A 22608-nucleotide genomic window follows, 5' to 3' on the forward strand; every position below is an offset into this window, starting at 1 on the left:
CCCCAGCCGACACAAATGAAACCAATTCGCCAATGACTTTTGCTTTACTTACACAACTCCTGCAGCAAAACCCGTCCGAGACCCTGTGGATTGCGGATGAAAACAGCAAGCCATTACTGGTACAAGGGTTGGATTTTCACGGTGATCTGTTAACCAACCGATGGGACATTGCCAAACTCTCTGAGCACCAAACGGCGCGCACATTTTTCAACGACTTTCGCTTAGACGAATTGAGCCGGCGCTACCGATCCGTTGTCTACCCGCTATCGAAGGAAAAAGCGGTAGTGCACCACATTATCAACTGCTGCCCTTCGGTGCTTGGCCAGGGTAGTGAACTGAAAATGCTTGGCAGCAAACGGAGCGGCATCAAGTCTCATGCGTCCAAATCAGCCGCATTTTTTGGCTGTGCTCCTCAGCTGCGCAAGTGTGGCAGTGATTACATCAGTGTCAGCCTATTTAATAGCGATGCGGAGCTTGGTAAAACGCTCGATGACGACAACTACCCGGAATTGAGAAAACCACCGGCACTGGGTGGCCTGATCAGCAAACCGGGGCAGTTTGGCTGGGACAAAATCGATATAGGCAGTGATCTGCTGGCGACTCGATTCGAGCAGTACCTGCCACCAACCGGTGCACGAATCGTAGACTTGGGCTGCGGTTACGGTTATCTCAGCAGCCGCTTGAAAAAACTCGGCAACTTCCATATCACCGCCACAGACAATAATGCCGCGGCGTTGCTGGCCTGTGAGAGGAATTTCAAGCTATTGGAAATCGAGGGGGTGGTGGTACCCTCGGACGCCGGTGCTGACCTAGAAGCAAATATCGCTGATTTTCTGGTTTGCAATCCACCATTTCACCAGGGGTTCCAGGTGGAGGGTGACTTGACGGATCGCTTTTTGCAACAGAGCGCACGGCTGCTTTGCGATAGGGGGCAGGCTTTGTTCGTGGTCAACGAGTTTATACCTTTGGCACGCAAGGCCAAACAGTTTTACGCCGAGGTGAAGCTCCTCTGCAAAGCACAGGGCTTTTGTGTTTATCGGCTTGCCAACCACTAGCAGGTTGTTGAAAAAGGCATCCTGCCTGTTTCAAAATACGAAAAATGTGATTTTCACTTTTCTCCCAAAATCAACGACTTAGGCGTCGTTGATTTTGCCGGAACATCCATATTCCGGCACCAGGCGTCGAAATTCTTCGAATTTCGACAACCAGTTAGAGAAAATGGCTTGCGGTTGCAAGCCCTACATTACTGCCAACTGGTTGCTGAAAAGACCTTACCTGCAGGTTGCTGTTCCGAACAGCCAGGTTGAGGCCGCTAAGCCTGGCTGAAATAAGCCAGGAATGGCTATTTTCAGCAAGCTGCGAATATTGATCCGGCAACTGAATAAGTGCCCGGATTAATAATCACGCAAATTGAACAGATCTATGGAGAGCGCGTGTTCCTCCAGTTCCTCCAGTTCCAGCAGCCGCTGGAAAGCGTCTTTGGCCGAAGGGGTATCCGCACCCTGCAACAGGTCCCGGTACTGATCCGAAAGATACATATCGATGTCCATGGCCAGCTTGGCGATGCCCTCCAGGTCGTTGACGTTGAGGTTGCGCGCCCGCTGCAGGAACTCCGGCTCCCGCCCCTCAGGTGCAAACTGAACCCAGGTATGCAGGGCACCGGGGGAGATATCCTGGCGGAAATTCTCCAGCGAGTGCTTCATGGAGTCCTCGCGGCGGTGAAGCTGATCCAGTAGTAATTCGACACGCTTGTCCGTCGCCAGCTGCTCGTACTCCCCATACTGGCGGGCGAGCTTTGCATGAAAATCCTTGCCTTCCTGAATGACATCTTCCACAGTTTTGTAGCGCATCGGGACTTACCAGAAAAGCATCCTGATAAAACAAAGTATAGACATGCAGTAACAATAAACGCCAAGTGAAGCTTGGGGCAGGTACAGGAAAACCGGTTGCTCAACGCAGGCGCCGTAAAAGACCGGTCAGTCTCCTCGCCGGATTGGCTGGATTTATTGCAGCCGGGGCCCGCTGCTTGAGGTGATGGATAGAAAGTGGCTGACGGCTCACTGCAATCACACTGTTCTCGTAGCCCGGTAATTCGGCGGACCAGCTTCCCTTAAGCTGGTCGCGTAGTGGCTTTTGCCGCCAGCCACTGGCAAGCAGCTGCCGCCGGCTGCCGAAATTGGCCACCAGCAGGCCATGGACTTCGGTAAGCCCCAACAGTCGCTTGCACCAGCTAAGATCGGCAGCGACACTCCGCTCCGGCTCTCCTCTGCCATGGCCAAAGAGATCGTCGATAACCAGGTCAAAACGCCGGGGGGAACGGGAAAGGCAGTCCACGAAGCGGACGGCGTCGTCGTGGACCAGTTGAACACCGCTCACACCAAAATAGCGTCGCGCTATGTGCAGATGCATCTTATCTATGTCTACACCGATGATTTCAGTGGGGTCGAGAAACCGTTGCAGCAGGAGAATCAAGGCGCCGCCCCCCACGCCCAGCATCAAGATAGAGCGGATCTGCTGTGAGGGCAGAAAGAATACCGGCAGTAACATCAATTCCCACAAGCTACCCTTCAATGGGTCCCGGGGATTCCATTGCGAGTGAAGCACTCCGTTGCTGTACAAACGAACGCTGGCACCGTGGCTGCGCACCTGATACAAGTCACCACCGAGGTGTTTTTGCCACAGCAGCGCCATCAGGACGCAGGAAGATCGGAGCAATCGAGCAGGATCTGTGCGAATGCCTGGAGGCCGGCGAGGTCGTCACTGGAGAAGCGGGCCAGCCTGGGGCTGTCCACATCCAATACACCGAAACAGCGGTTGCCGGCATAAAGCGGAATCACGACCTCGGAAACGGACACCGCATCGCAGGCGATATGCCCGGGAAACTGGTTTACATCCTGTACCAGCTGCGCCTTGCCACTCGCCACTGCGGTGCCGCAAACCCCGGTACCGACCTGGATCCGCGTGCAGGCGGGTTTGCCCTGAAAAGGGCCAACCCGCAACTCGTCACCGTGGAGAAAGTAAAAACCTGCCCAATTGATTTCAGGCAGTTCCATAAACAACAGGGCACTGGCATTGGCAGTATTGGCCAGCCAGTCGCGCTCACCGGACAGAAGGCCCTCAAGTTGCGCGTTGAGAGAAGTGTAAAATTCGTTGCTGGACATTCTGAGCCTTTCTCACTAAATGACAAATAAAACCATTGACCCGGCAATCCAATAGATGATCCCTCATCGAGCCAATTGTCGCCCTTAAAAAAACCTGCGCAATTACGCGGAATTGCTGGCTGTTCAATGGCTCACGCCGGCCTCTGCCCGGCGGTGGTCACCTCTGTGCCGCATTAACCGGGCAACTTATTTAGTTACCGGGTTAATAGTGCCCCTATCGCCTACTTTCAGACCATAGCTCTTTGTGTTGCAAAGTTGCTGAAACTGCTTCTTTGTGAGGCCCCTATTGGGACCGGCATTGGCGTGCAGGGGCCAATTTTACTGATAGGGGTCCACTGTGGAAGCGTCATCACCGTTCTGTCCCTGGTATTCCTCCGCGTCCACGGTAGGGCGGCTCCACTCCCCCCGGTCCTCGTCTTCCTCATCGCGGCGGATTACCGGTGGCGCTGTGGTCACATCCGATGCGATCAATTTCCGTTCACTGCCGGGGCTGGCCTCGCGCCCCTGGCTGGGCGGGATTTGCACCGGGGCGGTGCGCCGGTCTGGCCGGGCCCTGGCCCTGAGACTGGGCTGACGCCGCCAGGCGAGCTTCGCCGCTTCCAGTTCGCCGTTGAGGCGAGTTACCTCGGCTTGCAAATCACCCAATTGGGCCTGCAACTCGGTGAGCTGGGTCAATACCCCTTTGACCTTGCGACTTTCCTGTTCATACAGAATGGCGGCGCCACCCAATATCACCGCAACTATCACCAACATCGAAAACTGACGCATACCTCTTCCCCATCCCCTAAGGCGACTCTACCAATCGGTGGTCAACTTGACAGTCCAACATCTTCGGTTATGGCAGCTGGCCGGTGCAAGTACAGAGTCGGCATTTTTGAAACATCCCTACCCGCCTGCCTGGCTTGATCCGGCAATCGTTAAGCGCCCACGCTGGACCATTCCTGATCCACGAAGCGCCCTGTTTGCTGCAGCACCGGCAGCAGGATCTCTCGGCCGTATTCACACAAAGCTTCACCACAAGGCTCTGCCTGATTCTGCTTGCCAGCCTGTATGGGAAGATGCCCACCCCCCGACTTCAACTCAGCCACCATAGGGCCATACCCCTCCACCCAGCACTGAAGATGAGGAAATTGAACCCGCAACCGGGCGGCAATACTCAATCCAGCATAATCCAGGTCCCCCCAAAAAAGCACCGGCAGCGATGGCTCCTGGTGTTGCTCCGACCCGATGGCAAACCAAGCGCTCTTGAATGCCTCTAGATTGTCCCCCGTCCCATGGCCTGAGCCCAAACTGCAGAAAACGACACTGTCTCTGTCCCGCAAGCGCCTCGCAGTACCCTTGAACCCTTGCGAATAAACAATTGCCGTCGAAGGAGGCGGCGCCACCGCCAGCGCGAGAAAGGTATCCTGATTTTCGACAAACAGCACTTGGCACAGATCGGCTGGGAGATGGATATGAACCAGTAGTGGGCGCTCTTTAAGCTTGATAACCAACTCCGGAAACATCTCGCGACAAAGTCGCAATCGGGTTTCTGACGCTTCCAAAAATTTGGAATCCCCATTAAATGCCAATGCGGACAACTGACGCCAGGTTATCGATTCAGCGGACTGAAGGATCTTGGGAATGGAAGCCCAGCAATCGACATACGCCTCTATCGCAGAGACCGCCGGACGCGCAAAACCGGCGGGAACCGCCAAGGGAAGTTCCAACAGCTGGCTCAGAGCCCGACAGTCCGCCGCAACTGCAGCAACGGCCCTCTCCCAATCGTCTGCCGGTGTAATCTTCAACGGTCGGCCCAGTAGTTTTCGCAGGCGTGGCTCGGACTCGACCAACCACCGAACACGGCTATTCAGCCAAAGGGGCTCGCCAAAGCCCGGGGCTTTGCGTGCTGGGACGATTTCAAACAAGCCACTCGAACGCGCGAAATCCTCCACTTCCTTCCAAACTTGCTCATCGCCGCCACGTTGTGGCTCAAAGAACTTACTGATCAGCGGTCGGAGCGCACCGCGAACATCATCCGGTCGCTTGAGAATCAAGTCGCGAACTGTTTCTCTATTAGCGCTACTTTGACGGTCGCGCTGGTCAAGCAGTAGGCTCAGCAATGCGCGAACAATGTCCTCATTAAGCAACTCTTGCAGTAAGCGGCGATCTTCCTCCGGGTCCACAGCTTCACCCCTCCACCAGTTCCAAAAAATCCAGCGATACCTGCTGGCGAATGGCGCGGCGGTGATTGGCCCAAAGAGCGGCGATCTTGTCCCGGTTGCAGACCTTGCGATCCACATAGACGCGGGTGTGGAGTTCCCCCACCGGCTGCGGGCTGGGGCACTTGCTGAACACGAACTGGTTCGAGATCAGGTCCATAAAGGGTCCCGACTTGCTGCTGGGCATAATAAACAGCAACTGTAAGCCCAGTGTTTCAGTCAGGTAGCGGATCACCTCCCGGGAGCGCACCTCGTCCATCTTGGAAAAGGCCTCATCCACCAGCACCATCTGCAAATGGGTATTGCCGTCGTTGAAGCGAAAGGCGGACGTCACTGCGGCGGAACGGATGATGTATGCGGGGGTTTCCAGCTGGCCGCCGGATCCGGTGCCATACTGGCTGAGGGCAATGGGTTCCTTGCCCTCCGGCTCCTTGTAGATCTCGTAACTGCGGTAGTTGCGGTAGTCGCTGATACGGTCCAGCTCGCGGCGGGCCAGCTGTTCGTCCTCACTCAGCAACATCGCCAGCAGCTTGTCGCGCACCTGCCGGTGGCGCGGCTCCAGCTCGGCATCGAACAGACTCTGCTCTTCCCCCAGGTTGGGCAGGTCGATCACGGCCCTGAAGAAGCCCCAGTACTCACGAAATTCCGGTACCCACTGATAGTCGAAGCGGAAGCGCTCGCGGTCGGCTCCAAAACGATGGAATTCCAGTTCCTTGTTGAGATCGTCGAGAACCCGCTTGCCGTCGTTGATGGACTGGTAGATGGCATGGCACAAATGGGTCACGAAAGTGGTGTTGAAGGACTTTTTCAGCCCCCGTAACTGCTCGTGGCGATCCACCAGCAGGTTGTTTTTCAGTCGGTTGCGCAAGGCCTCAACCTGACTGTGTAACCCACACACCAATTTGAACAGCGCTTCACCGTGACCATCGCCGTAATCCGGTTCGAATGCCAGAGCATCGCCGGCCGTGGTCGAGGCGTTGTGATCCATTACCCCCCGGTCCAGCTGGCGGCAATATTTTTCCAACAGCCCCTGCCACTGCTCGATATCAGCGCCAAAATCGAACCTGTCCCCGGCCTGTGCGGCCTGGTCATCCGCCTGCTGTAGTGCCTGTTGGACGTCGAAATCCGGGTGTATCTGGGCGATACTGCGCACCGCCCCCTCGCTGTGGTCGAGCGCCTCCCCCAGCCTTTCCAGGTCGTCCGCCAGCACCTTCAGTTGTTTGGCGGTATTGTCCAGGTCCCGCTCCAGCCTGCCCGCATCCTGCAACAGACCCGCATGGTTTTTTTGTTGCGCCTGCTGCTGCGCTTTCACTTCCGCCAGCTGTTGCTCCAACAGGCCGCTATCACTCAGGTCGAGATTCTGCAACCCCTGTTCGGCACTGCGCCAATCCCGCTGTGCCGCAAGAGCGGCGTCCACCTGGACCTGCAGGGAAGGCGGGGCAAGTTCCCCCAGCGCTGTCGCCACACGGCGCAGCAGCTGCAGCTGCTGGTTGACCTGGCCGGCCTCCTGCAACAGCTGCTCCAGGGCCTGTTGCTGGGCCGCCAGCGCCCGCGTCCGCGCGCCCTGGCCAAACACCAGGTCGCTGTCATCGATGTCGCAGCGCCACATACTGTAATTCCCACTGGCCAGACCATCGGCTGTGAGTCCGCGCCGGGTGCCGCGCAATTCCTGCTCGTCGCGCACCTGTATCACCGAGCCGTAGGAGGCGCGTAAATAATACTCGGCCGTGCGGTGGTTAAACTCCATCAATTCAACGATGGAGCCCTTGGGCGGATCGCTGCGCTCGGCATCGCGCCTGGCCCTGTCTCCCTGCACCACGCGCGCGCGATTGTTCCGCCCCGTCAGGCCGCGAACTATCCGGATGGCAGCCGCCTCGTATTCCGGTTCCACCAGGATGGCAAAGCGCGCACCGCCCAGATAGCCTTCTACCGCCATTTGCCAGCGCTCGTCCAGCACCTCGATATAGTCGCATAGCACGCGGGGATCAGCCTGCGGACACTGTTCGCGAATGGTCGCCAGAGCCTGTTCCACCGACTGGGGATAGCGGACCCGGTTGGCGCGCAGATGCAAGATCCGGTTTTCCTGTGCCTGAAGCTGTTTTTGCAGCTGCTGCACCCTTAGATCCCTTCGGGAGGCCTGCTGATTGATCTGCTCCCGCAACGGCAGCTGGTCTGCGGCAGCGCTGTCGATCGATCCGCACAGCTGCCCGTGCAGGCTGTCGGTGGACACGGCGTTTGCTCGCATGGCTTCCAGGGCCGCCAGGTCTATCCAATCCTTGCCCAGTAGCTTGTGTAAATCAGGCAGCTCGTCCTCGCGGCACACTTGCCTGACCTGGGACAGTAAACCCGGATCGCGCAGGGCGGAAATTTCCAGCTCGGCACTGGTCTCCGTCAACAGCTGTAACAATTCACCGGCTGCCTGGCGGTTGCGTCGCCAGATAGACTGCTGTGCCGACAGCGAGGTACCCAGGGCGGAAAGCTGTTGCTGGGCGCGGGCGATACGCTGTTCCAACTCATCCTTGGTGCGAAGGGTGGGAATACCCAACCGCTGGGCCTGCAACTTCACCAGTTCCTGTCCCAGTTGCTCGACCCGCTCCTCTGCCAGCCGCGCCTCGCGTTCATTGTTCTGCTGATCGGCGCGCAACTGTCGCTGAGCATTTTTGCCGGCCACATAGGTTTTTTGCACCCGCATCTGCCGGTGGCGGGTATGCAGATATTCCTGCACCCGCAATTGCAGCCACTGCTCGCGATACAGATTGGCAGAATTGGCGATCTGTTCCAGGGACGCAACGCGCTCGACGATTTGGCGCGCCTCCTGCTCCATCCCGTGGATAGTCTTCATCAGTTCGGAGACAGAGCGAATGGCCTCGCCCAGGTCGCGCTTTTCCAATACTTCCTGGGCCACAAAGTCGTTGATACTTTTGACGGGCTTGTAGGCCATAAAGTTGGAAAAGGTCCGCGCCGCATGGATCGCCTCGCGGTCCGGCACGGCGTCGCGACGGCCCCGCATGGCTCCGTAGAGCCGGCGCAGGTAGGCCTTTTTCTTATCGTACTGCTCCACCTTCTCGAACTGTTTGCTGACAATGCCGTAAAACTTGTCCAGAGGCAGAAGGTGGCGGCCGTCTTTGTAGTCTCGAATAAAATCACCGAGCGAGAGCTGCTCACCGGGGAGGATAAAAAAACGCAGTTCGGACTGGCGCGCCTGGGCGGGCTTGGCGCTGCGATCGAGATGTGCCCGAATAGCCATCACCGCCGTAAAGGGCTCGCCCTCTTCGCCGCTGGTGGGATAGAAAACTCCGGCGATATAGCAATCGGTAGGCTGCAGTCGCGCGTAGCTGCCGTCATCACAGCCCAGGACATAGGATGCAAGCGTGCGCACCTGCTTGCCGCCCCGCCCCCGCTGGGTGGTTTCATCCTGCCCCGGATTGAAGCTAAACAGCGTATCGTGGGCCGCCGTCATCAACGCCTGAATGGCATCCGCCGCAGTGGTCTTGCCGGAGCCGTTGCCACCGGAAAACAGATTGATGGGGCCGAATTCATACTCCAGTTGCGGTATGTTGCCCCAGTTCACCAGAATCAGCTTTTTAAGAAACACTGTCGCTCTCCTCCAACTCCGCGACCTCCCCGCCACCTCCGCTGTCGGCGTCCGCAGCCGGGTTGAACAGGCTGTGGTCCCCCACTGTTGGAGTCAGTCTCTGCGGCGACTCCGCCGACCTCCCCCCCTGGGCCAAAGCGGAACCTTCGCTTTCGCTGTGTTCCCTGTTGCCGGTCGGGTGCGGCTGGTCCGCACCGTCCAGCAGCTGGAGCAGATTCTCCTCGGTGACAAACCGTACTATGGTCGGGCGCACACGCAACAACACATCGGCAGCGGTCTGACTATCGTCATCACTGTATTGCAGCAGGCGCAACTGGCGCAGCCTTTTCAACAGACCCCTGCGCTCCGCGAGCCGCTCCGGCAGCGACATTTTCAACAGGTTGCGCAGACCCAGCTCAAGGGCTTCCAGGTTCAGGGCGACACAGCCGTGATCATCCACCTGCCCTTCCCTCAGCGCCTTGTCATATTCGACACGCAGCACCAGTATCGCCGCCACTTCCTGCTGGGACAGGCGCGCGCGGAACCCTCCGTGGTGCGGCTCCTCTTGGTCGGCCATTCCAGGCACTTCAGCGCCCGGCGGATACAAGCGAATAAACTGGAAACGCCCGTCGTGCTGCAGACGCAGGCCCAGTGGCCCCAGCCACTCCCGCACCAGCGACTCACAGCGCTGGAAGCGGTCGTACAGTAACCCTTCTATCTGGCTCTCGTCCCGGCATATGACGCCGTAGTCCAGCAACCGCACCAACAGTTCGGAAAACTCCGTCCGGGTAACACGGCACTCCCGCAGTGCTTCTTCCAGTGCCTGTTCAATCACTTTCTTTCAACTCGAGATAGTATTCGTCCAATTGTGCGAAATAATCATTGCTCGCTACTTCGCCGGTAAAGGTCACCGTCAGGCCGGCGGAACCGGTTGCCTGGCCGACTGCAGCGGACTCCAGTGCATGGCTCATGGCGAGCAGGTCGCGGGCGTCGTGCAATGGCAGATCGCGGCTGCTGACGCGGCGCCCACGCCCCAGAGCTTTTTGCAGATAATCGCGCAGATCGCCGCTGTTGAAGTTGAACGCCTGATCCAGCATCTGCTGCAACAGGATGTCCCGGCGGCTGTCATTCTCCAGCGGCACATCCTCTGCCACGCGGGTATTTACCGGGGCGCGGCGCTGGCGCTGCCACAACTGGGTTTGTTTAGGGTCGAACAGCCGCAATTGAAAAGCAGCCAGTTGATCCCCCAGCTGTGTCAGCAGTGCACCGCTCTGCGGTGCACTGCCCAGCCGCTGACAGAGATCCGCGAAGCCGCCCTCTCTCTGATTAGTAAGAAAGCTGAGTTGGCGGATAATAATATCGGCGCGCTTGGTGAACGCCTGCAGCGAGCGGCGCAACGCCGGCAGCTTGACTTCACAGGCCCTGCGCATCCGGTCCTCAATGGTATCGAGCATCAGCCACAACAGTGAACGGCCCTCTTGCACCAACTCCGGTAACAGCTGGCGCAGCTTCAGTTCCCAGGCTGCCTTGCGTTCGCGGCCCTTGCGCCGAATACGGCCTATCACCCGCCCTATGGCATCGCGGTGCTTTTCGACACTGTCGGCAGACAGGCGAATCGCCAGATCCGGCTGGAAACGGCTCTCCATAAAGGAAAAAAACTCGTCAGTAGCCTGCTGCACCAGCAGCTGGGCCTCCACCTCGCGCACCAGTTCCCGCTTGCGCTCCTCCAGTTCGGCGATCATATCGGTAAAATCTGCGACGATGCGCTCTGAATACTCCCAGGCATCGATCAGGTCGTGAACCTCGCCGCGGCTGGCAAAAGCCTCCAGTGCGTTCAGGGTATTGCGGGTATTGCGATGGCGCGTTCGCACGCGGGTGCTGTTGATTTCCACCAGTGGCTGGGTAAACAGGCGGCCGCGGCGGCTGAAAGGATAGGCGGTGCTGAGTGTGGCGCTGTCCACCTGCTTTTCCAGCCAGCCGTATTCCAGCAGGCTGTTGAGCACCCACAGGGCCTGTTCGCGCAGGTTGCGAAAGCGGCTCTCCGAGTCGCTGCCGTCATCGCCGTCGAGCTGCGGCGCGCGGGTCAGCGCCTCCGCGAAAATTTCCAGAATCTGCTCGCGCGTCAATGACTCGCCGTAATCCGCCTTGGCCGTATAGAGGCGCTCGTAGAGAAGGCGCAGACACTCTACCACCTGTTCCCGGTATTTGCCGGTGAGAGGGCGAAAGAAATGCTGGTGGGAACCACTAAAAAACAATAGGATGATCCCAATCAGTTGCCTTCGGGTTTTTGGTTCAGCACGCAGTACTTGGTGTAATCGCCTACATCTTCCAGGGTCCACTCCCCCTTGGGCACTTCATCCATTTTCTTGCACCAGGCATCGGAACCCCGCTTGGGCTCACAGGCCGTCAGAAAAACCACTGCCAGCACCGCCAGCCCCAAACTGCAGACTCTGCTCATCGGCCAACCCCCTCTGTTGTTATCTTGCTGTTACTGCTGGCCCGGCCAGCAGACTGCCGGATCCATACGGCGTGAGGCCAAGCAAAGAGCGGCACACGCCATTAACTATCAAGCCATCGGGCGCCGTAGCGCAGCATTTAAAGGGCAACAATCCAATCGATGAATTTACCTTGTCGCTGCCACCGGCATGCCCGCAAGACGCCGGTCTATTCCCGGCGCCACTTGGTGCCTTCGCGACTGTCTTCCAGTACCACACCCTTGCCTTTGAGTATCTCGCGAATCTCGTCCGCGCGGGCGTAATTCCTGTCCCGCTTGGCCTGATGGCGCTCGGCAATCAGCTGTTCAATCATCTCTGCCGACACCTCCTCGCCACCCCGCGCCTGCTGGAACCAGGTCTCGGGATTCTGCTGCAAGAGGCCAAGCATCTCACCGGCACGCAACAGTGCACCTTTTAGCTGCGGCTTTTCGGAAGCCTGTGTTTTGTTGAGCTCCTTTGCCATCTGGTGCAATTCGCTGATGGCTACGGGGGTATTGAGGTCATCGTGCAGTGCCGCCAGGAAAGCGGTGCCGTCCAGCTCTGCTGCGGCCGCGTCGATGTTCTCCACATCGCGCAGAAAACCGTAGAGGGTATCCAGGCTGCGCCAGGCCTGATCCAGCAACTCGCCACTGAAATTGAGCTCCGAGCGGTAGTGCGCGGACAAAAGCGCGAAGCGCAGCACCTCGCCGGGATACTGCTGCAGCAAATCATGGACTAGGCGGAAGTTGCCGAGCGACTTGGACATCTTCTCGCCATTGATATTCACATAGCCGTTATGCATCCAGTAGCGCACAAAATCCACACCATTGGCACAGCAGCTCTGGGCGCGCTCGTTTTCGTGGTGTGGAAAAGTCAGGTCCCGACCACCGCCGTGAATATCGATGGTGTCCCCCAGGTGCTTCTTGATCATCGCCGAACATTCCAGGTGCCAGCCGGGGCGGCCGCGGTCCCAGGGGCTGTCCCAACCCGGTTCGTCATCCCGGGACGGCTTCCACAGCACAAAATCGCCGGCATATTTTTTGTAGGGGGCCACCTCCACCCGGGCGCCGGCCAGCATGTCATCCAGCGACCGCCGGGAAAGTTGTCCGTATTCGGGCATGGACTCCACCGCAAACAATACATGTCCTTCAGCCACATAGGCGTGGCCCTTTTCAATCAGAAACTCCACCATGGCAATCATTTCCGGCAGGTGCCCGGTGGCGTATGGGATTACATCCGGCTGGAGATTGTTGAGGGCGGCCATATCCTCGGCATAGGCCCCGGCAAAACGCTGTGAAAATACACCGATGTCCTCGCCCTGATCGCGCGCGGCCTTCATGATTTTGTCGTCGATATCAGTGATATTGCGCGCGTAAATCACATCGTCGTATTCCCTTTTCAGTAGCCGGTAAAGGGTGTCGAACACTACCGCTGGGCGCGCATTGCCAATATGTACCCGGTTGTACACAGTGGGGCCGCACACATACATACGCACTCGCCCCGGCTGCAGGGGTTGGAAAACTTCCTTGGTACCTGAAAATGTGTTGTAGACCTGTAGGGACATTGCTCTCTGTCAGATTCCGTTTATTTCGTAGATGTGTATCGGGCGCCCCGGCTACTTATCCCGCTCTTTGGCCCAGGAGTCCCGCAGGCCGATAGTGCGGTTGAACACGGGTTCGCCGGCGGTGCCAACTCGATTGTCGCGGCAAAAATAGCCGTTGCGCTCAAACTGGTAGGGCTGTTCGGGCATTGCGTCGGCCAAACCGATCTCCGCCTTACAGCCGCGCAGCAGCTGCAAACTGTCCGGGTTGACATGTTGGAGGAAATCCCTGCCGCCGGCATCGGGTGCCGGCTGGTTGAAAAGGCGATCGTAGAGGCGCACTTCACAATCCAGATTTTTTTCCGCGGACACCCAGTGAATCACACCCTTGGGTTTTATGCCATCCGCCGGATCCCTGCCCAGTGTGTCCAGATCCACGCTACAGTGGATTTCCTGAATTTCACCTGCACTGTTTACCATCACTTCATCCGCCTGGATTACATAGGCGTTGCGCAGCCGCACCTTCTTGCCGAGCACCAGTCGCTTGTACTTTTTGTTGGCCTGCTCGCGGAAATCCTCCCGCTCGATATACAGGGTGCGGGTGAACGGCAGTTGCCGCACGGGCAGGTCTTCACGCGCCGGATGCCCGGGCGCAGTGAGCTGTTCCATCTGCCCTTCGGGATAGTTGGTCAGGGTTACCTTCAGCGGCTGCATGACGCACATGGCCCGCGGCGCATTCTTGTCCAGGTCGTCGCGGATGGCGTATTCCAGCATACTCACATCCACGACCGAATCCGAGCGGGTCACGCCGATCATGTCACAGAAATTGCGAATTGCCGCCGGAGTGACACCGCGTCGGCGCATTCCCGACAGGGTCGGCATACGGGGATCATCCCAACCGTCCACATGCCCCTCATCCACCAGCTGTTTCAGCTTGCGTTTGGAAACCACGGTGTAGCTGAGATTGAGACGCGCAAACTCGTATTGATGCGGGCGTGACGGAACCGGTAGATGCTCGATAAACCAGTCGTAAAGCGGCTTGTGGTCCTCGAACTCCAGGGTGCAGATGGAGTGGGTAATGCCCTCGATGGCATCGGATTGCCCATGGGCGAAGTCGTAGCTGGGATAAATGCACCATTTGTCGCCGGTCTGGTGATGTGCCATCTTCTTGATGCGATAGATCACCGGGTCGCGCAAATTAATATTAGGCGCCGCCATATCGATCTTGGCACGCAGGCTGCACCCGCCCTCCTCTATCAGACCGTTTTTCATTTGCTCGAATAGTTCCAGGTTCTCCGCCACTCCGCGATCGCGGTAAGGGCTGTCGGTACCTGGCTCAGTCAGAGTGCCACGGTAATGGCGCGCATCCTCGGGGGATAAATGACACACATAAGCCCTGCCCTCACGAATCAGGTACAGCGCCCACTGGTATAGCTGGTCGAAGTAGTCGGAGGTGTACTTCACCTGGCCGGCCCACTGGAAGCCCAGCCAGGAGACGTCGCGCTTGATCGCCTCCACATATTCCCCCTCCTCTTTGGCGGGGTTGGTGTCATCAAAGCGCAGGTTGCAGCTGCCGCCAAACTCCTGTGCCAAACCAAAGTTCAGGCAGATGGATTTGGCGTGCCCAATGTGCAGGTAGCCGTTGGGTTCCGGCGGGAAGCGGGTTTCCAACCGGGAAATCCGGCCCGCAGCCAGGTCATCGCGAATCAGATTCTGTAGAAAGTGAGCGGGTTTGCTCTCGGACGCCATGCTAATCTCTGTTACAGCTTTGCAAATGTAAACGCCGGATTATAGCCCAGTTGAGGGGGGAAACGTCAGGCCCATCCTGCAGTTTGCAGCGGCGTGCACCGGAGGCATGCCCGGACTGATCGCTTTTTGAACGCTCCGAACTATCCGCACAGATTGCCATTTTACCGCTACCGCTGAAGAGGTATCATGCCGCCCCTAAATGGGCCCAAAGGACAGTTTATGATCACCCTACACACGACTCACGGCGATATCGCCATCGACCTGGACTTCGACAAGGCACCCAAGACTGCGGCCAACTTTCTGCAGTACTGCCGCGATGACTTCTATACCGGCACCGTCTTTCACCGGGTGATCGACAATTTTATGATCCAGGGCGGCGGCATGACTGCCGATATGGAGCAGAAGCCCACCCGCGAAAATATCGAGAATGAGGCGGATAACGGCCTGAAGAACGAGACCGGCACCCTGGCCATGGCCCGCACCATGGACCCGCACTCCGCCAGCTCCCAGTTCTTCATCAACGTCAAGGACAACGACTTCCTCAACTACCGCAGCAAAGACTCACAGGGCTGGGGCTACTGTGTATTTGGCAAGGTGGTGGACGGCATGGATGTGGTCAACAAAATCAAAGGCGTCAAGACCGGCAACAAAGGGTTTCACCAGGATGTCCCGCTGGAAACCATCGAGATTACCGGCATAACCATTTCCGACGCCTATACCGACAAATAACCTAGTAGTCAGGCCGGGCACCTTGGTCAGTTACCTGATTTCCGATCTGCACCTGGACGGGAGCCGCCCGGACGTCACCCGCGCGTTTTGCGACTTCCTGCGCCGGCGTGCGGCGGGCGCGGAAGCCCTGTATATCCTGGGAGACTTCTTCGAAGTCTGGATCGGCGACGATGACGACGCCCCACTGGCTGCCCGGGTGGCCAGTGAGCTGGGGCGCTTCAGCGACACCGGTGCCCAAGTCTACCTGATGCACGGCAACCGGGATTTTCTCCTCGGCCAAGACTTCGCCCAGCGCTCCGGGGCCCTGCTGCTGCAGGATCCGAGCCTAGCCACTCTGGGTGGCCGCCGGGTCCTGTTGATGCACGGCGACAGCCTCTGCACCCGCGACCGGGACTACCAGGCCTTTCGCCAACAGGCCCACGACCCCGACTGGCAGCAGGCACTGCTGGCCAAGCCGCTGGAGGAGCGACGCCGGATCGCCGCACAGATCCGCACAGTTTCCAAAACCATGAACAGCCGCAAGGCGGAAGACATCATGGACGTCACCCCGGAGGAAGTGGAGGCCGCGATGCGCCGCTACGGGGTCCACACCCTGATCCACGGCCATACCCACCGACCCGGGCGCCATCAACTGACTGTGGATGGCCAGGCTGCTGAGCGTATCGTGCTGGGGGACTGGGGCGAGCTGGGCTGGTGCGTCAAAGCCGACCAGAAATCCCTTGAACTGATCCACTGGCCCACGGCAAGATAAGCGAAGCACCCAATCTGCCTGTCGCTGTGGCATAAAGAACAACACTGGGATGCAGTGAGTCGGGAGCCGCACCGGTCGTGAAAACCTTGAACAAGCGCGTATTGATCCTGGGCGGCTATGGCACCTTTGGCTCCCGCATCGCGCAGCTGCTGGGCAGTGATCCCGCCCTCCACCTGATCATCGCCGGACGGGACAAGCTGAAGGCGGCGGAGACTGCCTCGAGACTGCCGACTTCCGCCGAAAGCTTGAGGCTCCAGCGCGACGCCATCAACCTGAGCGCTCAGCTTGAAGACCTGCATCTGGATCTGCTGATCCACTGTGCCGGGCCCTTTCAAAATCAGGACTACCGGGTGGCGCGCGCCTGTATCGATGCCCGCATCCCCTATATCGATATCGCCGATGCACGCCGCTTCGTATGCGATTTTCCACGCCTATCCAATGCCGCGCAGCGGGCCGGAGTCACCCTGGTATCCGGGGCCAGCAGCCTGTCAGCCCTCAGCTCCGCCGTCCTGCAGCAGGCGCAGCGGGAACTGGCGGAAATCCACACTGCCGACATCGTTATCGCGCCGGCCCATCGAATCTCCCGCGGACCGGCCACGGTGCGCGCCGGCTTTGAGTCTCTCGGCCGGGGTTTTCCGGTGTTGCAGGATGACCGCTGGCACGAAACTTTTGCCGGAGGAAGTTTGCGACATACCAGACTGGCCCATCCGGTAGGTGGGCGCTATGTGTGCGATTTCGACGTGCCCGACCTGGAACTCTGGCCGCGCCAGTTACCGGCGTTGAGTTCGGTGCGCTTCGGCACCGGGGTACAGCCCCGCGCCCTGCAACTGGGACTGGCCCTCTGCGCCCGGCTGGCGCGACTGAACCTGCCCGCCACTACACCCCGGCTGGCGCGGCTGGCCGGAAGTTTGGCGAGCCGGTGGCCCGGCGGCTCGCCCCATGGCGGTATGAAAGTTCTTATTAGCGGCAGAGACGGGAGTGGTATGCCCTGCACTTATCAGTGGCAAATTCTGGGCCTGAACGCCGACGGGCCCTGGATACCGGCGGCGCCGGCCGCAGCGTTGGCGCGTAAGTTTCTATCCGGGCAGGCACCGGCTCAGGGCGCCCATACCTGCTGGCAACTGCTTACACTGGAGGACATTCTGGCCGAACTGGCGCCCTACTCTGTGGTCACCGCCACACAAAAAAAGACCCCCGCTGAATTGGCCCGCAAAGGGGCCAACAGGGTATGAATACCTATCTGGTGCTCAAAACCCTGCATGTGCTCAGCGCGATGGTGGTTCTCGGCACCGGTATCGGAATTGCCTGGTATACGTTAAGGGGTTGGCAGAGCAGAGACCGGCGGATTCTGAGCTGGATCAGCCGTGAAACCGTAATCGCGGACTGGCTGTTTACAGCCACCGCCTGTCTCCTGCTACTCGCCAGTGCGGCGGGCATGCTGATCAGCAATCCCGCCTGGCTGCACCAGCGCTGGCTGCATCTGGCTATGGTGCTGACAGCCGCTGTGTTCTTGCTGTGGCTACCAGTGCTGGCACTGCAATACCGATTACGCAAAGCCAGCGCCAGGCCCGGCGAAATCGATACCACTCCTATCATGGGTATGTGGTGCCTGCTGGGGGCCTGTGCCCTGCCTCTGATGATCGCTATCGTCTACCTGATGGTGGCCAAGCCGGCACTGTGATCAGAGTATTTTGCAGACCTCGTCAAATTCAAACCGAGGACTGCGCGGATGCAGCAATTGCGGATCGCCATAGCCCAGGTTACAGAGAAAATTCGACTTGATCGGGCTCTCCGGAAGATGTTCCTGCTGAAAACAGGCCCCTTCGGCCGGTTCCTGGAAAAACTCCAGATCCACCATTGCATTGTCGAAGCCGGACATGGGGCCACAGTCCAGGCCCAGAGCGCGCGCCGCCATAATAAAATACCCCCCCTGCAAAGTGCCGTTGCGAAATGCCGTGGCGGCCGCCAGTTCCGCATTGTCCAGATACCAGTCCCGCGCGGGTGTGTGGGGAAACAGTTTCGGCAGATAGTCGTAGAAGCGCATATCGTAGGCAATGACGGCGGTCACCGGCGCCGCCATGGTCTTGGCGATATTGCCCTCGTTTAACGCCGGCCTCAGTCGCTCCTTGGCCTCTTTACTGCGCAGAAACAGCAACCGCGCCGGGCAACAGTTGGCACTGGTCGGCCCCATCTTCATCAGGTCGTAGAGTTTTTGCAGAGTGGCGTCGTCAACCGGCTTGTCCAGCCAGTGACTGTGAGTGCGCGCGTTACAGAACAGCTGATCGCGAGCTGTAGAAGAAATCTCATCGGCCATATCTTTCTCCCAAATAAAATCCATTCCACCACTTTCAACCAAACCGATACGGCGACTGGCTTTCGCCCGGGGCATCCTCACCAATTAACAGGTTGCAGAAAAGCCGGGGGAAAGCTTTTCTCAGTCCGGATGTGCGACGCGGCAACAGTGATGTCCCCGCTGCCAAGCCACTTTAGCCCCGGATTTCAATGCCACACCTCCAGCGCCAACATCGACAGATGACAGGCGATCACCACATAGGTGACGCGGCTGCGGGTCTTAAAATAACCCCGCAACTGGCGCCCGTTGGGATTGAGCCGCGCCTCCGCCCAGCGCATATAAGCAAAGCCCGATGCCAGTATCGCAAGACCCCAGGGCGTCCTGTAAACCAATAACCCCAGCCAGGCACTCAGGCACACCAGGTTACTGAGTAAAGTCAGGGCCAGCCGGTGGGGATGGTCGGCGCGGTTCAGCGCAGCGGCCCACCAAATGCCGCACAAAAAACTCAGGATGCAGGCACTGTAGGCGGCAAACAGGAAACCACCGTCAATACCACCCAGGTTTTCCCCGGTGACTTCGAGCCAGATCCCCAGCGCGAAAGGACCTATGCCAGTGTAAGCGAGCAAATCAAACAGTCTGGTCGATTTCGTCGCTGGTTTTTTGGGTTCGCGGTACTGACTCATATGCGCTAAGCTGACAGGTTGCAAACACCCTCGGGAAACCGGGACCGGAAAAATAATCTTAGCGCAAATGGGAACGGTGGCAGCTTGGAAACTGAACATAAAATCGACGTCAAGCAGGCACTGCGGGTGTTCGACAAAGTGACCCGGGAGGGTGAAAAACGCGATGGTAGCTGGTACTACCGCGGCTTGACGGTAAGTACCGATTTCGATGGCTATACGGTGTTTATCTCTTCAGGGAAAGTGCAACTGACCATCTTCTTTCACAACAAGTACACCGTAGACTGTGGCAATGCGCGGGATCTGCAGGACTTTATCCACCTGCTGGCAATCGTGGACCGTGCCTGAACCGGCATCCCCAGCCATACACGGCTAGTGGCTTTCCCGAGCCCCGTTCACCGGCACGCCGCTGTGAAAACGGAAGTCCCCGTCATCCCCCTGTACCAGCTTCCGCTCTACTTCGAGCAGCTGCTGCACCCTCGGTGCTATATCCTCGCCGGCCGCCGCCTGCTGCGCCAGGTGGAGATAGTCGCGAAAATGGCGCGCCTCGGATTTCAGCAGCGACAGATAAAAATCCTGCAGTTCCTCATCCAGCAGCGGCGCGATACGGGCAAAGCGCTCGCAGGAGCGCGCCTCTATGATGGCACCACAGATCAGTGTATCGATCAGCCGGCCCGGCTCTGCGCCGCGCACTTCTGCCCGCAGACCGGCGGCATAGCGGGAGGCACTGATATGCGGGTACTCGATACCCCGCCGCTGCATAATTGCCAGCACCTGTTCGAAGTGACGCAGCTCTTCCCTCGCCAGACGGGACATTTTGTGCAACAACTCAAAGTTGTCCAGGTAGCGGAACATCAGATTTAGCGCGGTGCCAGCGGCCTTTTTTTCGCAGTTTGCATGGTCCACCAACATCAACTCCGGCTGTGCCAGCGCCGCCTGCACCCAGGCATCCGGGGTCGGACAAAGCAGAAATTCGTGGATGGCGGACAGATCGGGCACTTGGGGGTTCATGCTGCTTCCAGGGGATTGAATACTGCGGGCTGAGCGTGGCGGGATTATACCGGCGGCGGCACCTGAATGGCAGTCACAGCAGCTTCAGCATTGCCGGGGTAAACCGCCTCAACGGGACACAGAGGCGGAATCCGCCAGTCCACATGCCCTGGCCACATCGTCGCGATAATGCTGCCAGCCACGGGACACCAGCCCCATCCACTGCAATACCCTTGGGCGGGCATTTTCCGGTACCAGATCCAACATAAGATGCCAGGCCTCCCTGCGGCTGGGTCCCGCCAGGGCACAGCCGGCCCGCGTCAGCGCCGCAGCCGTATCTGACCGCCGTCGTGACGGAGACTGGTGTGATGGCCTGACCGGTATAGGCCTGCGTCCAAGTGGCGCTTCACTCAACTCCCCTTCCGAACCTTCAAGGAACAGGATGGTGACGGCAGCCGCCACCTCCCACCCCTGATCGCAGGTCGCCCTATCCAGTACCGCGCGAAATTCAACCGCCTTGGGCAACAGAGTGATCTCCTGGAAACGCGCCATATTCATCCCCAGGGCCCGGGGACAGGCGAGGAACAAGTCCTCGTGGGGGCCGCTGCCACTCAAGCTGCCGGTCTCCAGCTCGAAAAGGCGTTCCGCCAGTATCCGGCGCGCCTGGCGCTGTCCGCACTGCACATAGGCGCGCCCCAGGAGGACCGGGAAATCCCGTACATAGGTGGCATACTCCTGCTGCAGATGAATAGGCAAGAGTGCCCTCGCTACCTGACCCCGGACAAACGCCGGCCAGGCCCAGTGTTCCTTGTGTTTCACTACCCGCAACAGGGAGTCCCTGAATTCTGAACGGTTCATGGTGCCCTATGTTAGGCGGCAACCGGTCCCGGCAGTAGTTTCGGAGAGAGCGTCGCACTGCCATGGTTAGCGATTGTTGGGGATTGAAAATTAATAAGATGATAACGGCTTAATAAGTGTATTATTATTTTAAAAGCCAAATAGACTGCGGGATCGACGCCAAGCAAGGATTTGCAGCCTGCAGGCGGAAAACCGATGCCGACCATTGAGAATTCAGGAGTTTGCATGATCACCCAGGTTTCTAACAGGCGGTTGAAATTCGCAGAATTTCGACGCCTGGTACCGGAATATGGATGTTCCGGCAAAATCGACGACGCCTAAGTCGTTGATTTTGGAAGAAAAGTGGAAATCACATTTTTCGCTTTTCGTGTTTTGAAACAGGCAGGATGCCTTTTTCAACAACCTCCTAGGGCGGCAATCCATTGGGAGTCACCGATGGGATTGCTGAACAAATGCTATTTCAATGTGGACATCGCCGGATAACACCATGCGCACAACCCACCGGCTGGCTGCACAGGTCAGCGCTCGCCTGGAAGAGCTCCACCGCAGTGCTGCCGTGCTGCGCACGGCCATGGAGAATCTGCAGGAGTCACCCAAGCCCTGGCAGTCCTACCTGCTTGAGCCGCCTTTTGCGGTGGAGGCAGCGAATCGGCTCGACGTCACCTTTACTGCGCCTTTCGCCCTGGCCGGGGCCCTGTTCGCACAGCTGGACCACAGTGGCCAATCCGGGGAGGCCGGCGATGCCCGTGTCACACTGCAGATTCCCGGTTTGCTGGCGGTGCCCGCCGGCACCATCCGCAAAGCCACTCAGTTGAACCGGGACAAAGAGGCTTTTGCCGGGGCGGTTGCGGACTACCGGCGCGCGCTGGGCCATTTGCCGTCACCGGAGCGGGACCGCCTGTTGCGCGATCTGCTTGTGGCGGCGGGCTACCCCCGCGCCCACTTGCGCCAGTGTTATCGACAGGTTCTGGTGTGTCCCCGCCAGCCCCATGCCATTGCCCTCAGCTGGGTCAAGGCGCGCAAGTCGATCCGCAAGGTTTCGCCACAGTGGTGTGAAAAGAAACTGATACAGCTGGACCCCACTGGCGCGGACGCCGGCATTCAGTACCAGTTGCAGCTGCTGGGGGAGATGCAGCACTCCCAGTACCAGGATCTGCGCCAGGTACAGGTTCAAAGTCGCCCCAACCTGCAGGTGGCGGAAATTTTTCGTACGAAAAGTGGGGACGACTACCGGCAGGTTGGCTATGGGGCCATGCCGGTGCTGGTGCTCGGCGACGATGCTGGCAGCCTGCCGGACTTCACCCGGGTGGACCACCAGCCCGGCGCCGGGCAGCGCCGGCAGCGACGGGACCTGGCCCTGGGGCGGGAGCCTTTCCTGCCGGCACTGAGGGTATTTCTGCGGCAAACCCACTGAGGTGGCATGGGCTCCAATTCCGCTACCGCGGGTGACCTGCTTTCGATGCAGCCCTAGCAGGCTGTTGATTTTGTCGCCTGAGAACATTGGGTTAGATACAATACGGAAAACGATAACCCACAGAGGATTTTGGTTCAGTGCGCGGTATGGATGTTTTTCAGGAGTCTCTTTTCACAACAGTGCAGTTGGAATCG

The 22608-nt window shown here is 58.7% G+C and carries 23 protein-coding genes; 7 read left to right on the forward strand and 16 right to left on the reverse strand.

Annotation, left to right across the window (positions count from 1 at the left end; all coding sequences use genetic code 11):
* Positions 1–32: 32 nt before the first annotated feature.
* Complete coding sequence (locus tag AB1S50_RS13130) at positions 33–1055, forward strand: class I SAM-dependent methyltransferase (RefSeq protein ID WP_367151236.1); 1023 nt, start codon at positions 33–35, stop codon at positions 1053–1055.
* Between the two features lie 339 nt (positions 1056–1394).
* Here AB1S50_RS13130 and AB1S50_RS13135 read toward each other — a convergent pair whose 3' ends face one another.
* The 11 genes from AB1S50_RS13135 to AB1S50_RS13185 all read right to left on the reverse strand — a co-directional run bounded on the left by AB1S50_RS13135 (position 1395) and on the right by AB1S50_RS13185 (position 14699).
* On the reverse strand, positions 1395–1850 hold the full coding sequence (locus tag AB1S50_RS13135; protein ID WP_367151237.1) for a hypothetical protein: 456 nt from the start codon (positions 1848–1850) through the stop codon (positions 1395–1397).
* A 100-nt stretch (positions 1851–1950) separates the two neighbouring features.
* On the reverse strand, positions 1951–2715 hold the full coding sequence (locus AB1S50_RS13140) for a spermidine synthase (RefSeq protein WP_367151238.1): 765 nt from the start codon (positions 2713–2715) through the stop codon (positions 1951–1953).
* Positions 2691–3161 carry a GAF domain-containing protein gene (locus AB1S50_RS13145; RefSeq protein ID WP_367151240.1) on the reverse strand — a complete coding sequence of 157 codons (471 nt, stop codon included), beginning with the start codon at positions 3159–3161 and terminating at the stop codon, positions 2691–2693. Before AB1S50_RS13145 ends, AB1S50_RS13140 begins: the two co-directional genes overlap by 25 nt.
* Positions 3162–3479: 318 nt before the next feature.
* Positions 3480–3929 carry a hypothetical protein gene (locus AB1S50_RS13150; protein WP_367151242.1) on the reverse strand — a complete coding sequence of 150 codons (450 nt, stop codon included), beginning with the start codon at positions 3927–3929 and terminating at the stop codon, positions 3480–3482.
* Between the two features lie 149 nt (positions 3930–4078).
* On the reverse strand, positions 4079–5326 hold the full coding sequence (locus tag AB1S50_RS13155) for a hypothetical protein (RefSeq protein ID WP_367151243.1): 1248 nt from the start codon (positions 5324–5326) through the stop codon (positions 4079–4081).
* Positions 5327–5330: 4 nt separating this feature from the next.
* Positions 5331–8957, reverse strand: coding sequence for an ATP-binding protein (locus AB1S50_RS13160; RefSeq protein ID WP_367151244.1), 3627 nt, complete (start codon positions 8955–8957; stop codon positions 5331–5333).
* Positions 8947–9771, reverse strand: coding sequence for a DUF4194 domain-containing protein (locus tag AB1S50_RS13165; protein WP_367151245.1), 825 nt, complete (start codon positions 9769–9771; stop codon positions 8947–8949). The genes AB1S50_RS13160 and AB1S50_RS13165 overlap by 11 nt, the downstream gene beginning before the upstream one ends.
* Positions 9764–11191: a Wadjet anti-phage system protein JetA family protein gene (locus AB1S50_RS13170; RefSeq protein ID WP_367151247.1), complete on the reverse strand. Its 1428-nt coding sequence runs from the start codon at positions 11189–11191 to the stop codon at positions 9764–9766. Before AB1S50_RS13170 ends, AB1S50_RS13165 begins: the two co-directional genes overlap by 8 nt.
* A gap of 14 nt (positions 11192–11205) precedes the next feature.
* Positions 11206–11394: a DUF3012 domain-containing protein gene (locus AB1S50_RS13175; protein ID WP_367151248.1), complete on the reverse strand. Its 189-nt coding sequence runs from the start codon at positions 11392–11394 to the stop codon at positions 11206–11208.
* Positions 11395–11600: 206 nt separating this feature from the next.
* Positions 11601–12974 carry a cysteine--tRNA ligase gene (gene cysS / locus AB1S50_RS13180; protein WP_367151249.1) on the reverse strand — a complete coding sequence of 458 codons (1374 nt, stop codon included), beginning with the start codon at positions 12972–12974 and terminating at the stop codon, positions 11601–11603.
* 51 nt (positions 12975–13025) lie between these two features.
* Complete coding sequence (locus tag AB1S50_RS13185) at positions 13026–14699, reverse strand: glutamine--tRNA ligase/YqeY domain fusion protein (RefSeq protein WP_367151250.1); 1674 nt, start codon at positions 14697–14699, stop codon at positions 13026–13028.
* Between the two features lie 219 nt (positions 14700–14918).
* On the opposite strand from AB1S50_RS13185, the gene AB1S50_RS13190 reads away from it, so the two are divergent.
* The 4 genes from AB1S50_RS13190 to AB1S50_RS13205 all read left to right on the forward strand — a co-directional run bounded on the left by AB1S50_RS13190 (position 14919) and on the right by AB1S50_RS13205 (position 17860).
* Positions 14919–15428, forward strand: a complete 510-nt coding sequence (locus tag AB1S50_RS13190; protein ID WP_367151251.1) for a peptidylprolyl isomerase — start codon at positions 14919–14921, stop codon at positions 15426–15428.
* A gap of 22 nt (positions 15429–15450) precedes the next feature.
* The gene (locus AB1S50_RS13195) at positions 15451–16179 is read left to right on the forward strand and encodes a UDP-2,3-diacylglucosamine diphosphatase (protein ID WP_367151252.1); all 729 of its coding nucleotides are present in this window, start codon (positions 15451–15453) and stop codon (positions 16177–16179) included.
* A gap of 77 nt (positions 16180–16256) precedes the next feature.
* The gene (locus AB1S50_RS13200) at positions 16257–17411 is read left to right on the forward strand and encodes a saccharopine dehydrogenase NADP-binding domain-containing protein (protein WP_367151253.1); all 1155 of its coding nucleotides are present in this window, start codon (positions 16257–16259) and stop codon (positions 17409–17411) included.
* Positions 17408–17860 carry a DUF2269 family protein gene (locus AB1S50_RS13205; protein WP_367151254.1) on the forward strand — a complete coding sequence of 151 codons (453 nt, stop codon included), beginning with the start codon at positions 17408–17410 and terminating at the stop codon, positions 17858–17860. Before AB1S50_RS13200 ends, AB1S50_RS13205 begins: the two co-directional genes overlap by 4 nt.
* Here AB1S50_RS13205 and AB1S50_RS13210 read toward each other — a convergent pair whose 3' ends face one another.
* Positions 17861–18493 (reverse strand): malonic semialdehyde reductase, encoded by a 633-nt coding sequence (locus AB1S50_RS13210; RefSeq protein WP_367151255.1) that lies wholly within the window; start codon positions 18491–18493, stop codon positions 17861–17863.
* Positions 18494–18678: 185 nt separating this feature from the next.
* The gene (locus AB1S50_RS13215) at positions 18679–19155 is read right to left on the reverse strand and encodes a DUF3429 domain-containing protein (protein ID WP_367151256.1); all 477 of its coding nucleotides are present in this window, start codon (positions 19153–19155) and stop codon (positions 18679–18681) included.
* 84 nt (positions 19156–19239) lie between these two features.
* Here AB1S50_RS13215 and AB1S50_RS13220 point away from each other — a divergent pair, with 84 nt between their 5' ends.
* Positions 19240–19500, forward strand: a complete 261-nt coding sequence (locus tag AB1S50_RS13220; RefSeq protein WP_367151257.1) for a DUF3081 family protein — start codon at positions 19240–19242, stop codon at positions 19498–19500.
* Between the two features lie 24 nt (positions 19501–19524).
* Here the strand turns inward: AB1S50_RS13220 and miaE are convergent, their stop codons facing one another.
* From miaE to AB1S50_RS13235, 3 genes are all read right to left on the reverse strand, one after another.
* Complete coding sequence (gene miaE / locus AB1S50_RS13225; RefSeq protein ID WP_367151258.1) at positions 19525–20163, reverse strand: tRNA-(ms[2]io[6]A)-hydroxylase; 639 nt, start codon at positions 20161–20163, stop codon at positions 19525–19527.
* Between the two features lie 108 nt (positions 20164–20271).
* Positions 20272–21000: a hypothetical protein gene (locus AB1S50_RS13230; protein WP_367151259.1), complete on the reverse strand. Its 729-nt coding sequence runs from the start codon at positions 20998–21000 to the stop codon at positions 20272–20274.
* Positions 21001–21011: 11 nt separating this feature from the next.
* Complete coding sequence (locus AB1S50_RS13235) at positions 21012–21305, reverse strand: hypothetical protein (RefSeq protein WP_367151260.1); 294 nt, start codon at positions 21303–21305, stop codon at positions 21012–21014.
* A 182-nt stretch (positions 21306–21487) separates the two neighbouring features.
* Between AB1S50_RS13235 and AB1S50_RS13240 the strand changes: the two genes are divergently transcribed.
* Entirely contained in the window at positions 21488–22414 is a 927-nt protein-coding gene (locus AB1S50_RS13240; protein ID WP_367151262.1) for a hypothetical protein, read from the forward strand.
* Positions 22415–22608: the final 194 nt, after the last annotated feature.

This window comes from Microbulbifer discodermiae, from assembly GCF_040742695.1.
Taxonomy (GTDB): domain Bacteria; phylum Pseudomonadota; class Gammaproteobacteria; order Pseudomonadales; family Cellvibrionaceae; genus Microbulbifer.

Excerpts from the sequence above, each read along its gene's own strand:
- AB1S50_RS13130 (WP_367151236.1), top strand. The coding sequence starts at position 33 with ATGACTTTTGCTTTACTTACACAACTCCTGCAGCAAAACCCGTCCGAG.
- AB1S50_RS13135 (WP_367151237.1), bottom strand. The coding sequence starts at position 1,850 with ATGCGCTACAAAACTGTGGAAGATGTCATTCAGGAAGGCAAGGATTTT.
- AB1S50_RS13145 (WP_367151240.1), bottom strand. The coding sequence starts at position 3,161 with ATGTCCAGCAACGAATTTTACACTTCTCTCAACGCGCAACTTGAGGGC.
- AB1S50_RS13150 (WP_367151242.1), bottom strand. The coding sequence starts at position 3,929 with ATGCGTCAGTTTTCGATGTTGGTGATAGTTGCGGTGATATTGGGTGGC.
- AB1S50_RS13175 (WP_367151248.1), bottom strand. The coding sequence starts at position 11,394 with ATGAGCAGAGTCTGCAGTTTGGGGCTGGCGGTGCTGGCAGTGGTTTTT.
- cysS (WP_367151249.1), bottom strand. The coding sequence starts at position 12,974 with ATGTCCCTACAGGTCTACAACACATTTTCAGGTACCAAGGAAGTTTTC.
- AB1S50_RS13185 (WP_367151250.1), bottom strand. The coding sequence starts at position 14,699 with ATGGCGTCCGAGAGCAAACCCGCTCACTTTCTACAGAATCTGATTCGC.
- AB1S50_RS13190 (WP_367151251.1), top strand. The coding sequence starts at position 14,919 with ATGATCACCCTACACACGACTCACGGCGATATCGCCATCGACCTGGAC.
- AB1S50_RS13205 (WP_367151254.1), top strand. The coding sequence starts at position 17,408 with ATGAATACCTATCTGGTGCTCAAAACCCTGCATGTGCTCAGCGCGATG.
- AB1S50_RS13210 (WP_367151255.1), bottom strand. The coding sequence starts at position 18,493 with ATGGCCGATGAGATTTCTTCTACAGCTCGCGATCAGCTGTTCTGTAAC.
- AB1S50_RS13215 (WP_367151256.1), bottom strand. The coding sequence starts at position 19,155 with ATGAGTCAGTACCGCGAACCCAAAAAACCAGCGACGAAATCGACCAGA.
- miaE (WP_367151258.1), bottom strand. The coding sequence starts at position 20,163 with ATGAACCCCCAAGTGCCCGATCTGTCCGCCATCCACGAATTTCTGCTT.
- AB1S50_RS13230 (WP_367151259.1), bottom strand. The coding sequence starts at position 21,000 with ATGAACCGTTCAGAATTCAGGGACTCCCTGTTGCGGGTAGTGAAACAC.
- AB1S50_RS13240 (WP_367151262.1), top strand. The coding sequence starts at position 21,488 with ATGCGCACAACCCACCGGCTGGCTGCACAGGTCAGCGCTCGCCTGGAA.